We start from the raw sequence: 13,494 nt of genomic DNA, 5'->3' as shown, positions 1-13,494 counted from the left end.
GTGTTCACCGGGGCGGGGGCCGTGACTGCGGGGCCATCGAGCACGCTGCCCGACGAGGTGGGCGCGAGTTTGCCGAAATAAGCCAACATCAAAGTGCACACAAAGAACACCGCCGCCAACACCGCCGTGGTGCGCGACATGAAGTTCGCGCTGCCCGTGGCACCGAACAAACTGCCCGAACCACCGCTGCCAAAAGCCGCGCCCATGTCAGCACCCTTGCCGTGCTGGATCAGGATCAAGCCAATCATGGCCAGCGCCGACAACATCTGCACCACCAAAATCAAAGTCAACATCACGCTCATTTGAATACTCCGAAAAAATAAAAACTGGGTTTGAAAGCTCAGCGCGAAGCGGCTTTCAACATCGATAAAAAGTCTGGCGCCTTGAGCGACGCGCCACCGATCAGGCCACCGTCCACATCCGGCTGGGCCAGCAAGGACGCGGCGTTGTCGGCGTTCATGCTGCCGCCGTACAAGATCGACACCCGATCTGCGTGGGCTGTGGCCGCTTGCAACTGGGCACGCAACACGGCGTGCACAGCCTGGGCTTGTTCGGGCGAGGCGGTCAGGCCTGTGCCAATGGCCCAGACGGGCTCATAAGCCACCACAATTTCGCTGATGCAGTGGCCGTTGGCATGGATCACCGCAGCCAACTGCCGCTTCACAACGCTTTCGGTCTGACCCGCTTCGCGCTCTGCCTGGCTCTCACCCACACACACGATGGGGGTGATGCCTGCGGCCAAGGCACGCTGGGCTTTGCTGGCCACCACAGCATCCGTTTCGCCGTGGTACTGACGCCGTTCAGAATGCCCAACAATCGCATAACGCACCGCAAAATCATGCAGCATGGCGGCCGACACCTCGCCGGTGTAGGCGCCCGACTCGTGGGCCGACACATCTTGCGCACCCCAAGCCAAGGCCGAACCGGTCAACAGGCTTTGCGCTTGCGCCAAATAGACTGCAGACACGCACACGGCAGCACGGCAAGTCACACCGCCCATGCCGCTCAAGATGTCAGGCAACAAAGAGGCATTGGCAGCCAAGCTGCCATGCATCTTCCAGTTGCCCACCATCAATTTGCTGGTCATGCCCATCACCAAGTCACCACCAACTTGCCCACATGCTGGTTGGTTTCCATCAAAGCATGGGCTTGCGCCGCACCCGATGGCAAACCACCGCCCGCCTCTGCCGCAGCGAACACGCTGTGGATGACCGGCTTGATGCGGCCTGATTCGATCCAGGGCCAAACGGTTTTGCGCAAAGACTGGGCAATCGCCGCCTTGAACGCCACAGGGCGTGGACGCAGGGTGGAACCCGTGATCGTCAAACGGCGGCGCAAGACCAAGCCAGCATTGAACCCGCTTTGGATGCCGCCTTGCACCGCGATGATGACCAGGCGGCCATCTTCGGCCAAGGCCTCGACCTCACGCGCCACGTAGTCACCCGCGACCATGTCCAAAATCACGTTCACACCCACACCGCCGGTGAGGCGTTTGACCTCGGCGACGAAATCGGTGGTCTTGTAATTGATGGCGTGGTCCGCACCCAAGGCCAGGCAAGCCTGGCACTTGTCGTCAGACCCGGCCGTGGTGATCACGGTCGCGCCAGCGGCCTTGGCCATCTGGATGGCCGTGACGCCAATACCGCTGGTGCCGCCCTGAATCAACAGGGTCTCACCCGCTTGCAAACGACCGCGGTCAAACACATTGCTCCACACAGTGAAGAAGGTCTCGGGCAGCGAAGCGGCTTCGGTGTCTGTCAGGCCCTTGGGCACAGGCAAACACTGGGCCACCGGGGCCACACACAGCTGCGCATAACCGCCACCAGCCACCAGGGCGCACACGCGGTCGCCCACTGCAAAACCGGCCTCGGCCATGGCCACTGCATCACCCGACACCACCACACCCGCCACCTCCAGGCCCGGGATGTCCGAGGCACCCGGCGGCACAGGGTAGTGGCCGGTGCGCTGCAGCACATCGGGGCGGTTGATGCCGCTGGCCGAGACGCGAATAAGCAACTCCCCTGCCCCGGCCACAGGGTCGGGACGGGAGCCGGGCACCAGCACCGCAGGTGCACCGTAGCTTTGGATTTCGATGACGTTCATGGTCGATGTGCGTTCAGCGTTTGGCGTTCAGCGTGGATCGATGCTTGGGTGTTGGGGGTTAAAAGCATCTCTTTCAACGCTCAACCCTCAACGCCCAACACGACTCAGCCTTGTGCAGGACGGTCCAGCAAAGCCTTCATCGACAACTTGATGCGGCCTTTTTCGTCGGTTTCCATGACCTTGACTTTGACGATCTGGCCTTCGCTCAGGTAGTCGGTCACTTTTTCGACGCGCTCGTGGGCGATCTGGCTGATGTGCAGCAGACCGTCTTTGCCAGGCAGCAAGTTGATCAGGGCACCGAAGTCCAGGATCTTGGTGACCGGGCCTTCGTAGACCTTGCCGATTTCGACTTCGGCGGTGATCTGCTCGATGCGCTTTTTAGCGATGTCGGCCTTCTCGCCGTCGGTCGCCGCGATGGTGATCGTGCCGTCTTCTTCGATGTTGATCTGGCAGCCGGTTTCTTCGGTCAGGGCGCGGATGGTCGCGCCGCCTTTGCCGATCACGTCACGGATTTTCTCGGGGTTGATCTTCATGGTGAAGAGCTTGGGCGCGAAATCAGACACTTCGGTGTTGGCTTCGCTCATCGCTTCTTGCATCTTGCCCAGAATGTGCATGCGCGCTTCTTTGGCTTGAGCCAAAGCGACTTGCATGATTTCCTTGGTGATGCCCTGGATCTTGATGTCCATCTGCAAAGCGGTGATACCGTTGGTGGTACCGGCCACTTTGAAGTCCATGTCGCCCAGGTGGTCTTCGTCACCCAAGATGTCGGTCAACACCGCAAAGCGGTTGTCTTCCTTGATCAGGCCCATGGCGATACCGGCCACGTGGGCTTTCATCGGCACGCCCGCGTCCATCATCGACAAGCAGCCGCCGCAGACCGAAGCCATGGACGAAGAACCGTTCGATTCGGTGATCTCGGACACCACACGCACGGTGTAGGGGAACTCTTCTTTGCTCGGCAGCACAGCGGCCAAAGCACGCTTGGCCAAACGGCCGTGGCCGATTTCGCGGCGCTTGGTGCTGCCCATGCGGCCCACTTCGCCGGTGGCAAAGGGAGGCATGTTGTAGTGGAACATGAAGCGGTCTTCGAACTCGCCAGCCAATGCGTCGATGCGCTGCGCGTCGCGCTCGGTGCCCAAAGTGGTGATGACCAAAGCCTGGGTCTCGCCACGTGTGAACAAGGCCGAGCCGTGGGTGCGGGGCAACACGCTGTTGCGGATTTCGATGGGGCGCACAGTGCGTGTGTCGCGGCCGTCGATGCGGGGCTCACCAGCCAAAATCTGGCTGCGCACAATGCGCGCTTCGATTTCGAACATCAGGCCGTCGAGCTTGACGCTGTCAAAGGCCACGCCCTCTTCGGCCAGAGCCACTTTGACCGAAGCGTAAGCCTCGCGGCAAGCGTGTGTGCGGGCTTGCTTGTTGCGGATCTGGTAGGCGGCACGCAGCTTTTCTTCGGCCAAAGAGGCCAGCTTGCTTTCGAAAGCCGTGTCACGGGCAGGCGCTTGCCAGTCCCACACAGGCTTGCCGGCTTCGCGCACCAGCTCGTGGATCGCGTTGATGGCAATCGCCGACTGCTCGTGGCCATACACCACGCCGCCCAACATGATTTCTTCGGACAGTTGCTGGGCTTCGGATTCGACCATCAGCACAGCGGCTTCGGTACCGGCCACCACCAGATCCATCACGCTGTTTTTGCGCTGGGTCTGGCCGGGGTTCAGGACATACTCGCCATTGATGTAACCCACGCGGGCCGCACCGATAGGGCCGTTGAACGGAATGCCCGAGATGGACAAGGCGGCAGACACGGCGATCATCGCGGCGATGTCGGCATCGACTTCAGGGTTCAAGGACACGGTGTGGATGACCACGTGCACGTCGTTGTAGAAACCTTCGGGGAACAGCGGGCGGATCGGGCGGTCGATCAGACGGCTGGTCAGGGTCTCGTGCTCGCTGGGCTTGGCTTCACGCTTAAAGAAGCTGCCAGGAATCTTGCCTGCGGCGTACGTCTTCTCGATGTAATCGACCGTGAGGGGGAAAAAGTCTTGACCGGCCTTGGCGATCTTGGAGCCCACGACGGTGGCCAGCACCACGGTGCCTTCCATGTCGAGCAGCACTGCGCCGCCAGCTTGGCGAGCGACTTCGCCGGTTTCCATCTTGACCGTGTGCTGGCCCCATTGGAAGGTTTTGGTAACTTTGTTGAAAATGGACATGTTCAGAACTCCTGAAAACAAAAGTGCATGAGGCTGCACTGTGGGCCCGGAAGTTGACGCTCTGAACTCGATGCCATTCCACAAAACCTTGCAAAACTTTGCTGTAAAGCCTTGTGGAATGACACAGCGCGAGATCGCCCTGACAAATTCCGACTGAAAAAAGAATAAAGCGCCTGAGCTAGTGAACTAACTCAGGCGCTTTTCATCTGGACAGACGATTACTTACGCAGGCCAAGCTTGGCGATCAGCGCAACGTAACGGTCAGCATCACGGGACTTGAGGTAGTCCAGCAATTTGCGGCGACGGCTCACCATGCGCAGCAGACCGCGGCGACCGTGATGGTCTTTGGCGTGTGTTTTGAAGTGAGGTGTCAGCTCGTTGATACGGGCTGTCAGCAAAGCCACTTGGACTTCTGGGGACCCAGTGTCGTTGGCTGCACGTGCGTTGGCCTTGACGACCTCTGCCTTGATTGAGGATGCAATCATGGTGTTTTCCTTGTTGTTTCGCCGGGTTCAAACATGAACTTTGGCGGGTGAATGACTTGCGCCAGCGGCTGGAAAAGCCAATGGCGTGCGCTTTGCAAATCGCAAAACAGGCGGATTATAGCCCGAAACAAGGCCCCGTCGGGCCACCCTCACCCCCTCAAGAACTGGCCCAGCCGCCCCCAATGATGCGGCTTTCAAGGCCTGCGCACGCGCTCGTGCTTCAAACTGGTGTCAATCGAGCCCACCAGCAGGTTCATCTCGTGCGCCAGGATTTTGAGCACGCCATCCAAGGTGACAATGCCCATCAACTCGTCGTTGGCACCGACCACGGGCACACGCCGCACGCCGTACTCACGCATGTTGCGCATCAGCTCTGGCAGCGAATCACCCTCGTTGGCCGTGACCAGGCGTGCGCTCATCACGTCCTCCAGACACAAAGGCTCCGGGTCCAGCCCCATGGCCACCACCGACATGACGATGTCACGGTCCGTGATCAGCCCGCGCACCTGGCTGCCGTTGGCGTCCTCCACCACCACAAGGCAGCCCACATGGTCTTCGCGCATGAGCTGTGCGGCCGCCACCACGCTGGTGTGCTGGTAAGCCACCGACACCTTGCGCTTGCAAATGTCACCCGCTGTCAATTGTTGGCCCATCTTGGCTCCTGGCATCAAGGTTAAAAAGCTTGGGCAGCCGGCTTTGCGTTGGCCACACCGCCGCCATGGTGCACCCCGACCCGCCGGGTGTCGGTTCCTCAGCACACCCAGGCATGTGTGCCCAGCCCCACAGACAAGGCACACCTCAGGGCACAAGATGCACAGCTGGGCCGCGCCCCTGGGGTGCGGCTCACCCAGCCAGATGCCCAAAGCGGGACCGCCACTTGGGCAGAGGTTGACCCAACCGAACCACCACCCACCCAGAAAGCACCATGACACAACCGCACCTCATTCCCTTGCAAGTCACTTTTCGCGACCTGGAAAAATCCGACGCTCTGGACAGCCGCATCCGCGAGCAAGTGGACAAACTGGGGCAGTTCTACACCGGTATCAACAGCTGCCGCGTGACGGTGGAGCTACTGCACAAGCACCACCACCAAGGCAAGCACTTTCACGTTCGCGTCGACATCAAAACCACGGGCCACGAACTGGTGGCCGGGCGCGAGCCCGATCAAAACCACGCCTACACCGATGCCCATGTGGCCGTGCGCGATGTCTTCAAGGCCATGCGCCGCCAGCTTGAAGACCTGGTGCGCCACCAGCAAGGCCAGGTCAAGCACCACGAACAAAGGCCGCACGGCCACATCACCGAGATTTCACCCGACAAGAGCTTCGGGCGCATCGAGTCGGCCGATGGCCGCTGGCTCTACTTTCACCGCAACAGCCTGATCGGTGAAGAACTGGACAAACTCCAAGAAGGCACGCCCGTCTACTACATCGAAGACATGGGCGAAGAAGGGCCACACGCCAGCAGCGTGTATCCGGTGGGCAAGCACCACATTCTGGTTTGATCGGCCCCAAGCCTCAACCCAAGGCATGGACCACCCCAGTGGGCCATGCCTGCCCCCGGCCCTGAACTCAGGCGATCTTCAGAACATGGCTTTGGCCGTTGTGCTTTTTGGGCAAAGTCAGCTGCAGCACACCGTTTTCGTACTTGGCCTTCGCAGCATCCTGGTCCACGCTTTCATCGAGCGTGAAGGTGCGCGAGACACTGCCGTAATAGCGCTCGCAGCGGATCAGCTTGGCCCCCTCTTTTTCCTCTTTTTCCTTGCGCACCTCAGCGCTCACCGACACCAGGTTGCCATCCACCGACACCTTGATGTCGTCTTTGTTCACGCCCGGAATCTCGGCCTTCACAAAAAAGTTCTTGTCGTCCTCTGACAAATCCAGACGCATCTGGGGCTCGCCCTCCATCAGGCGGTACACCGGGCGCAAGGCAAAGCCTTTGAAAAAGTCGTCGCTGAACGGATCGCGCAGCTCGCTGAAGGGATTCAGTCGTGTCAGGTTGCTCATGGGGTTCTCCAATGCAAAAAATGTTCGCGGCCTTGCCGCTGTTTGGGATGTGGGTCCATCCGTGTTCACCCACAGGGCAGGCCACCACGACCTGCCCCACGGCCACTGTCGCCGTTTGGCCGCGCTGCGTCAGTGGCGCAATGCACACTGGGCCTCGGGCCAGCCCCTCGCTGGCCAAAAAAGCCGCGCCGCCCAAGCCCCTACTGCAAAAAAGGTAAGCCACCCGGCATGCGCCAAAGTTTGCGCTGCCGCAAGGCAAGGCACGCCCGGGTTGTTCAGCATGAACACCATGCCCCAACCGACCACCCGCCGCACACCATGAGCCGACTCCCCCCAGCGGGCAGCCGCATGTCGCCCAGGCCCGTCTGGACGCTGGCCTACGCCCTGCTGGCCACCTTGCTGCTGCTGTGGGTGCAAAGCCTGCTGCAAGGCAGCGCCGCCACCGAAACCGTGCCCTACAGCCAGTTCGAGCAAGCGCTGGCCGACGGCCGCATCACCGAAGTGGCCATCTCGGACCAAACACTCATCGGCCAGCTCAAAGAGCCCATTGGCAACAAAACGCGCTGGCTTGCAGTGCGGGTGGAGCCCGAGCTGGCCGAGCGGCTGCAGGCTTACCCAGTGCCCTACAGCCGCGTGATCGAGAGCACCTGGCTGCGCGATGTGGCGTCCTGGATCTTGCCCTCGCTGGTGTTTTTCGGGCTGTGGTTTTTCCTCATCCGTCGCATGCTGGGCCAGCAAGGCGCGGGCAGTTTTCTGAACATCGGCAAAAGCCGCGCCAAGGTCTATGTGATGCGCGACACGGGCGTGAACTTTGCCGATGTGGCCGGCGTGGACGAGGCCAAGCAAGAGCTGATGGAGGTGGTGGACTTTTTGAAACACCCCGAAGACTACGGCCGCCTGGGCGCCCACACCCCCAAAGGCGTGCTGCTGGTCGGCCCGCCCGGCACCGGCAAAACCCTGCTGGCCAAAGCCGTGGCTGGCGAAGCGGGCGTGCCCTTTTTCTCGATGTCGGGCAGCGAGTTTGTCGAGCTGTTTGTCGGCGTGGGCGCAGCGCGGGTGCGCGACTTGTTTGAGCAAGCGCGCCAAACGGCACCGGCCATCATCTTCATCGACGAGCTCGACGCGCTCGGCCGCGCACGCGGCGCCTTTGCGGGCCTGGGCGGGCACGATGAAAAGGAGCAAACCCTCAACCAGCTGCTGGCCGAGATGGACGGCTTTGACACCGGCTCGGGCGTGATCATTCTGGCGGCCACCAACCGCCCCGAAATCCTCGACCCCGCCTTGCTGCGCGCTGGCCGCTTTGACCGGCAGGTGCTGGTGGACAAACCCGACAAAAAAGGCCGCATCGACATCCTGAACGTGCACGTGCGCAAAGTGTCGCTGGACCCGAAGCTGTCGCTGCCCGAGGTGGCCGCCATCACCCCCGGCTTCACCGGGGCAGACCTGGCCAACCTGGTCAACGAAGCGGCCATCGTGGCCACGCGCCGCCACGCCGACAGCGTGGGCCTGGCCGACTTCACGGCAGCGGTAGAGCGCATCGTGGCCGGCCTGGAAAAGCGCAACCGCGTGCTCAACCCCCAAGAGCGCCTGACCGTGGCCCACCACGAAATGGGCCATGTGCTGGTGGCCCTGGCCCTGCCCGATGGCGACACAGTGCACAAGGTCTCCATCGTGGCCCGCGGCATCGGCTCGCTGGGCTACACCATCCAGCGCCCCACCGAAGACCGCTACCTGATGACGCAAGCCGAGCTCGAGCGCAAAATCTGCGTGCTCCTGGGCGGCCGCGCCGCCGAAAAACTCATGCTCGGCCACATCTCGACCGGCGCGGCCGACGACCTGGCCAAGGCCACGCAAATCGCCCGCGAAATGGTCATGCGCTACGGCATGGACGAAGCCCTGGGCTGCGTGAGCCACGACAGCCAACGCGGCGCACCACTCCCCCTGAACGAGCCGTTTCTGACTCCCGCCCCCGAGCCGGTTTCGGAGGCCACACAACAAAAGCTCGACGCCGCCATTGCCGCCCTGCTCGCGCACAACCTGCAACGCGCCACCCGCATCCTGCAGGCCAACCGCCACGTGCTCGAACGCTGCTCGCAAGAGCTGCTCCAACTCGAAACCCTGGACACCCAAGCCCTGAAACAACTGACCGGTGACCTAGTGCCAGAACCCGCTTGAGGTTTCACAGTACCGCGCCCCCAATAGATGGTGCGCGCCAATGAGTGCCGATTTATTGTCCTTTCAAGAAGGACAATAAACATGTAATATATCTCTCATGCAAAGCCAATTTCGCACCATCGTCCGGCAAAAAATCCTGGACAGCCAAGCCGCTGCGCTGCCGACACTCACCCCGCGTGATGTGTGGCTGCCCGCTGTGCAAGGCAAGGCGCTGGCCGTCATTGGCATGAGGCGGGCGGGCAAAACCAGCTTTTTGTGGCAACAACTGGCCCAAAGGCACCGTCAAGGCACGCCACGTGAAGGTCTGCTCTATTTCAGCTTTGAAGACGAACGCCTGGCAGACCTCCAAGCCAGCGACCTTGATGTGCTGGTCGACGAGTACTACCGGCTGCACCCCGAATGGCGCGAAGCCCAGCGCTGCACCCTCTTCCTCGACGAAATCCAGACCGTCACCGGGTGGGAACTCTTTGTCAGACGCCTTTTGGACACAGAAAACATCGAACTGTTCCTGTCAGGCTCGTCCGCCAAACTGCTCTCACGCGAAGTCGCCACCAGCATGCGAGGCCGGGCACTTGAAGCCGTGGTGACACCCTTTAGCTTTCGTGAAGCCTTGCGCCATGCGGGCCAAGAGCCCAGCAAACCAAGCGACCGCCTGACCAAAGCTGAGCACTCCAAGCTTGACCACGCCCTGCTGGGCTACCTCCACACAGGGGGCTTTCCTGAGGCACAGGCGATCGACGCACGAAGCCGCATTGAACTGATGCGCAACTACGTCGACGTCGTCTTGTTGCGTGACATCATTGAGCGGCACAACCTCCAACAGCCGCAAGTTCTTCGCTGGCTGGTGCAGCAACTGCTGGGTAATACCGCGGGCGCTTTCAGCATCAACAAATTCCATGGCGACCTCAAATCCCGTGGCGTGGCCATTGGCAAAGACAGCCTGCACCAAATGCTGGCCCACCTGGAAGACAGCTTTTTGCTCACCAGCATTGAACTGGCCAGCGACTCGGTGCGCCGCAGACAAGTCAACCCACGCAAGATCTATCCTGTGGACACGGGCCTCATGGCCTTGTTTGAATTGAGCGGCAAACCCAACACGGGCCACGCCCTGGAAACTGCGGTGCTCCACGCCCTGCAACGCCTTGGCGCACACACGGCCTATGTGCACACCCCCGGCGGCTACGAGGTCGACTTTTGCGCACAACTGCCCCAAGGCGAAACTTGGCTGGTTCAAGTGTGCCTGGACCTGACCGACCCTGCCACGCTGACGCGAGAAGTACGCGCCCTGCAAGACACCCAAACTCTCTGGCCCCACGCCAGGCGAATGCTCATCAGCCTGACCACGCCCCCCGTGCTGGCCTTGCCCCAAGGCATAGAGCTGCACCGGGCCACCACTTGGCTGCTCAACCCAGAAACTGCCCAGAACCCTTGACGCGTTCCACGCCCTCCATTCGAAGGCCACGACCCTGAAAGGTCGATTGCTTAAGGCGAATAACCAACAAGAAAACAATTGGGATCTGACCCCAATTTCCTCCAGGCCAGACTGCCCAAACCGCTTTCAAGTGCTTACAAAAGAAAACAGCGGCACAGCGCCAAAGCCATGGGTTTTCGTAAACTTGCACGCCACACTTACCCCGTCTGAGCATGAAAAAACAAACCAGCCTTCGCATCCTTTTGAACAGCGCCCTGGTCGTACTAGGCCTGTGGTCCGCCACTGCGGCCCAAGCGCAAATTTGCACCCGCGAATACGCCCCCGTTTGCGGCCAAATCGCAGGCCAAGCGCCACAAACCTTCCCCAACCGCTGCGTACTCGACGGCGCCCAAGCCCGCTTCATCGCCCAAGGCGAATGCCCGCACACCGCCATGCCCCAAACACAGCCCTTGCCTCAGCCCGCGCCCCAACCTCAACCCATGCCTCAGCCACAGCCCATGCCCGGCAGCGACAGCGACGCACACGGCTGCAAAGGCTCAGCGGGTTTCGTCTGGAACGCCGAAATGGCCAGCTGCATCCGCCCCTGGATGAGCAGCGCCGTCACCCTTGAAGTGGCCGCCCATCGCCAAAAATGCACCGGCCTGATCGAGATGCAATGCCTGATGGTGCGCGAGCTGCAAGACGGCCAGAAAAAGCCCCGCTGGACACCGCTCTACGGCGAAATCCAAGGCTACCAACACCAAACCGGCAAACGCCAACTCTTGCGCGTGCGCAAAGACCGACAGGAAAACGTGCCAGCCGACGCCCCCAGCATCACCTACAAATTCATCAAAAAGCTGCGCTGACGCGGGCGATGCCCCCTCGTAAGAGCCCACCCCGTGGGCGATTGAGCGTGAAAAAATTGGGATCTGACCCCAATTTATGAGGATTGCGACTCGGCAAACCCACGCAACCATGGGTCCAAGTGGGCGATGTCAAAAGTGCCAGACTCGAACATTTGGATCATCTCGGCGTGAATCTGTGATGGCGCACGGTGCAGCCGCCAACCGTTGATGCGCAGAAACACATCGGTTGCAGCAAAGGCCAATGGCTTGTTCCCATCCACAAATGGATGGTTGATGGCCAAGCTTTCCAGTAGCGCCGCTGCCTGCGCCACGATATCGTCGTAATAGCCTGTTTGCGGGCGAAACAAGGCTGCCTCTAGCGCACCAGGATCACGCACCCCCATCCCACCCCCAAATCGCTTCATCAACACCGTGTGCATGCCCAGCACGTCGGCGACGGTCAGGTCATCGAGCACCACGGCTTACTTTGCCAGTTCGCGGTAAAGATGGTCGAATTCATCAAGGCTGGACGCGAAAGCAGCCATCACATGCCGTCGCGGGCGCTCTTTTTGCTGACGATCAATGTAGTCACGCAAAGCATCGTCAAGCACCGCCTGAAACTGACGCCCCTGATTTTCGGCAATTTGTCGCAGAGCCAGCAGCACATCGGGAGCCGCTTGGGAAGAAAACTTCTCGCGTACGTTGGTGGTCATCCTCATCCCCATCATTTTTCATCTTGATATTTCATGACAAAGCAAGATGACATCTGCTTCCAAAATAAAAAGTCACCCGTGGATCCAATCAACATCAAAAACAATTGGGATCTGACCCCAATTAACCAGCGCGTGGGCCCGTCAGCACCTCGCGCATGCGCTGCACAAAATGCGCTGTGTCAAAGCGCCTGGCGCGGGCCTCACACGCCTGGCGCATGCCTTGGGCGCGGCTGGGGGTCATGGCCTGCACAGCCGCGCACACATCAGAAGCATCGAAGGTGGGCGCCAGCAGCAACCCGGTTTCTCCGTGCACCACCGTCTCCAGCAGCCCGCCCTCGGCCACGCCAATCACCGGCTTGCCCGCGGCCATCGACTCCACAGGCGACATGCCAAAGTCCTCGTCCACCGGCACATACAGCGAAGCGCGTGCGCGCCCCACAATTTGCGCCATCTGCAGCTCATCGGTCCAACCGGTGAACGAAATATTGGCCGCACCTGCCGCCAAAGCCTGCAAACGCGCCAACTCGCTGCCGCCCGAGCACACCACCAAACGCTCATGCGGCATCTGCAAAAAAGCCTGCACCAGCACATCCACCCGCTTCAGAGGCTCCAGCCGCGCCGTCGAGACAAAATAATCGCCATCGGCCAACCACGCAAAACGCGCCACATCCACAGGCGGATGCACCACCTGCGCCTGCAAGCCCAAATGCCGCTGCAGCCGCAAACGCACATTTTCCGAATTCACCACCAACACATCCATGCGCAGCAAAGCCCGCCGGTACATGCCGCGCAGGCCCCAGGTGAACACATCGAACAAAGGCCGCAAAAACCACGGGTACTGCGCCCTGAAATGCGCCCGCAAATCGTAGGCAAAACGCGGCACCGTGTGGCCGTAATACACACGCCGCCCCGTGCGCTGCCCATGCACCGCCAAAGGCGCATAAAACCCGCTGTACACCACCGCAGACGCCCCCTCGGGCAGCACCCGCCCCCAGCGAAACGACAGCAAAGCCTGCAACACCCAGCCCAGCGGCCGCGCCCATCGCCAACCCACTTCACGTACCGACAAGGGCTGCGCAGGTGTTGGTGCCAGCGCCTGCACCAACGCATCGGTCGACGGGCTCACCCGCGACACCCGCACCTGACTGCCAGGCCAGGCGCCCGCCAAAACCAGCGTCACCCGCTCGGCCCCGCCCGGCACCTGCAAAAAGTCATACAACACACACAGGCCCTGCCCTGCGCCCTTGGGGTTGACATCCGAGCCACTCATGCGCTGCGCCCTCCCAGCCACCAGCCCCAAACCAACAAGGCCGCATGCGACACAGCCACCGCCACCGCCGCCCCCTGCAAGCCCCACACAGGCACCGCCCACAACAAAGCCAGCAACAACACCGCGCCCGCCAACAACATGCCCAAAGCCAGCCCACGCTCAAGGCCCAAAGCCGCCAGCCACGGACCCAACACCAAATTGGCCAAGGCAAAAGGCAGCATCGCCAACACCCAAGGCAGCAGCGCCCCGGCCTCGGCATAAGGCGCACCAAACAAC

At 61.2% G+C, this 13,494-nt stretch carries 15 protein-coding genes; 4 read left to right on the top strand and 11 right to left on the bottom strand.

Going from position 1 to position 13,494, the window contains the following annotated elements:
* From secG to QZ190_RS14080, 6 genes are all read right to left on the bottom strand, one after another.
* On the bottom strand, positions 1 to 302 hold a 302-nt coding region (secG, locus tag QZ190_RS14105; protein WP_291917380.1), incomplete at its 3' end, for a preprotein translocase subunit SecG.
* A gap of 38 nt (positions 303 to 340) precedes the next feature.
* On the bottom strand, positions 341 to 1,087 hold the full coding sequence (gene tpiA, locus QZ190_RS14100) for a triose-phosphate isomerase (RefSeq protein WP_291917378.1): 747 nt from the start codon (positions 1,085 to 1,087) through the stop codon (positions 341 to 343).
* A 5-nt stretch (positions 1,088 to 1,092) separates the two neighbouring features.
* Entirely contained in the window at positions 1,093 to 2,103 is a 1,011-nt protein-coding gene (locus tag QZ190_RS14095) for an NAD(P)H-quinone oxidoreductase (protein WP_291917376.1), read from the bottom strand.
* A gap of 104 nt (positions 2,104 to 2,207) precedes the next feature.
* Positions 2,208 to 4,313: a polyribonucleotide nucleotidyltransferase gene (gene pnp / locus QZ190_RS14090; protein WP_291917374.1), complete on the bottom strand. Its 2,106-nt coding sequence runs from the start codon at positions 4,311 to 4,313 to the stop codon at positions 2,208 to 2,210.
* A 218-nt stretch (positions 4,314 to 4,531) separates the two neighbouring features.
* A complete protein-coding gene (gene rpsO, locus QZ190_RS14085; RefSeq protein ID WP_019428565.1) occupies positions 4,532 to 4,798 on the bottom strand; it encodes a 30S ribosomal protein S15 in 267 nt (88 codons plus the stop codon).
* 194 nt (positions 4,799 to 4,992) lie between these two features.
* Positions 4,993 to 5,451 carry a CBS domain-containing protein gene (locus QZ190_RS14080; protein WP_291917367.1) on the bottom strand — a complete coding sequence of 153 codons (459 nt, stop codon included), beginning with the start codon at positions 5,449 to 5,451 and terminating at the stop codon, positions 4,993 to 4,995.
* Between the two features lie 272 nt (positions 5,452 to 5,723).
* Here QZ190_RS14080 and QZ190_RS14075 point away from each other — a divergent pair, with 272 nt between their 5' ends.
* Positions 5,724 to 6,302: an HPF/RaiA family ribosome-associated protein gene (locus QZ190_RS14075; protein ID WP_291917364.1), complete on the top strand. Its 579-nt coding sequence runs from the start codon at positions 5,724 to 5,726 to the stop codon at positions 6,300 to 6,302.
* A 67-nt stretch (positions 6,303 to 6,369) separates the two neighbouring features.
* Here the strand turns inward: QZ190_RS14075 and QZ190_RS14070 are convergent, their stop codons facing one another.
* On the bottom strand, positions 6,370 to 6,804 hold the full coding sequence (locus QZ190_RS14070; RefSeq protein WP_291917363.1) for an Hsp20/alpha crystallin family protein: 435 nt from the start codon (positions 6,802 to 6,804) through the stop codon (positions 6,370 to 6,372).
* Positions 6,805 to 7,152: 348 nt separating this feature from the next.
* Here QZ190_RS14070 and ftsH point away from each other — a divergent pair, with 348 nt between their 5' ends.
* The 3 genes from ftsH to QZ190_RS14055 all read left to right on the top strand — a co-directional run bounded on the left by ftsH (position 7,153) and on the right by QZ190_RS14055 (position 11,256).
* Positions 7,153 to 8,979 (top strand): ATP-dependent zinc metalloprotease FtsH, encoded by a 1,827-nt coding sequence (gene ftsH, locus QZ190_RS14065; RefSeq protein ID WP_291917382.1) that lies wholly within the window; start codon positions 7,153 to 7,155, stop codon positions 8,977 to 8,979.
* Positions 8,980 to 9,076: 97 nt separating this feature from the next.
* Positions 9,077 to 10,411: an ATP-binding protein gene (locus QZ190_RS14060; RefSeq protein ID WP_291917361.1), complete on the top strand. Its 1,335-nt coding sequence runs from the start codon at positions 9,077 to 9,079 to the stop codon at positions 10,409 to 10,411.
* Between the two features lie 212 nt (positions 10,412 to 10,623).
* Positions 10,624 to 11,256, top strand: a complete 633-nt coding sequence (locus QZ190_RS14055; protein WP_291917359.1) for a DUF4377 domain-containing protein — start codon at positions 10,624 to 10,626, stop codon at positions 11,254 to 11,256.
* A gap of 74 nt (positions 11,257 to 11,330) precedes the next feature.
* Here QZ190_RS14055 and QZ190_RS14050 read toward each other — a convergent pair whose 3' ends face one another.
* The 4 genes from QZ190_RS14050 to QZ190_RS14035 form a co-directional block, all read right to left on the bottom strand.
* On the bottom strand, positions 11,331 to 11,711 hold the full coding sequence (locus QZ190_RS14050) for a Fic family protein (RefSeq protein WP_291917357.1): 381 nt from the start codon (positions 11,709 to 11,711) through the stop codon (positions 11,331 to 11,333).
* A gap of 6 nt (positions 11,712 to 11,717) precedes the next feature.
* Positions 11,718 to 11,948 carry a hypothetical protein gene (locus tag QZ190_RS14045; protein WP_291917355.1) on the bottom strand — a complete coding sequence of 77 codons (231 nt, stop codon included), beginning with the start codon at positions 11,946 to 11,948 and terminating at the stop codon, positions 11,718 to 11,720.
* A 121-nt stretch (positions 11,949 to 12,069) separates the two neighbouring features.
* On the bottom strand, positions 12,070 to 13,218 hold the full coding sequence (locus QZ190_RS14040) for a glycosyltransferase (protein WP_291917353.1): 1,149 nt from the start codon (positions 13,216 to 13,218) through the stop codon (positions 12,070 to 12,072).
* Positions 13,215 to 13,494 (bottom strand): hypothetical protein (locus QZ190_RS14035; RefSeq protein ID WP_291917351.1); only part of this gene is annotated, 280 nt, incomplete at its 5' end. The genes QZ190_RS14040 and QZ190_RS14035, both read right to left, overlap by 4 nt.

This window comes from Limnohabitans sp., assembly GCF_017848645.1.
Lineage (GTDB): Bacteria > Pseudomonadota > Gammaproteobacteria > Burkholderiales > Burkholderiaceae_C > Limnohabitans_A.
The sequence above is the reverse complement of the archived record's forward strand: the minus strand, read 5'-3'. Positions and strand labels throughout refer to the sequence as shown.

Bases quoted from the DNA above. Each gene is read 5' to 3' on its own strand.
- tpiA (WP_291917378.1), bottom strand. From the start codon at position 1,087: ATGACCAGCAAATTGATGGTGGGCAACTGGAAGATGCATGGCAGCTTG.
- QZ190_RS14095 (WP_291917376.1), bottom strand. From the start codon at position 2,103: ATGAACGTCATCGAAATCCAAAGCTACGGTGCACCTGCGGTGCTGGTG.
- pnp (WP_291917374.1), bottom strand. From the start codon at position 4,313: ATGTCCATTTTCAACAAAGTTACCAAAACCTTCCAATGGGGCCAGCAC.
- rpsO (WP_019428565.1), bottom strand. From the start codon at position 4,798: ATGATTGCATCCTCAATCAAGGCAGAGGTCGTCAAGGCCAACGCACGT.
- QZ190_RS14080 (WP_291917367.1), bottom strand. From the start codon at position 5,451: ATGGGCCAACAATTGACAGCGGGTGACATTTGCAAGCGCAAGGTGTCG.
- QZ190_RS14075 (WP_291917364.1), top strand. From the start codon at position 5,724: ATGACACAACCGCACCTCATTCCCTTGCAAGTCACTTTTCGCGACCTG.
- QZ190_RS14070 (WP_291917363.1), bottom strand. From the start codon at position 6,804: ATGAGCAACCTGACACGACTGAATCCCTTCAGCGAGCTGCGCGATCCG.
- ftsH (WP_291917382.1), top strand. From the start codon at position 7,153: ATGTCGCCCAGGCCCGTCTGGACGCTGGCCTACGCCCTGCTGGCCACC.
- QZ190_RS14060 (WP_291917361.1), top strand. From the start codon at position 9,077: ATGCAAAGCCAATTTCGCACCATCGTCCGGCAAAAAATCCTGGACAGC.
- QZ190_RS14055 (WP_291917359.1), top strand. From the start codon at position 10,624: ATGAAAAAACAAACCAGCCTTCGCATCCTTTTGAACAGCGCCCTGGTC.
- QZ190_RS14045 (WP_291917355.1), bottom strand. From the start codon at position 11,948: ATGACCACCAACGTACGCGAGAAGTTTTCTTCCCAAGCGGCTCCCGAT.
- QZ190_RS14040 (WP_291917353.1), bottom strand. From the start codon at position 13,218: ATGAGTGGCTCGGATGTCAACCCCAAGGGCGCAGGGCAGGGCCTGTGT.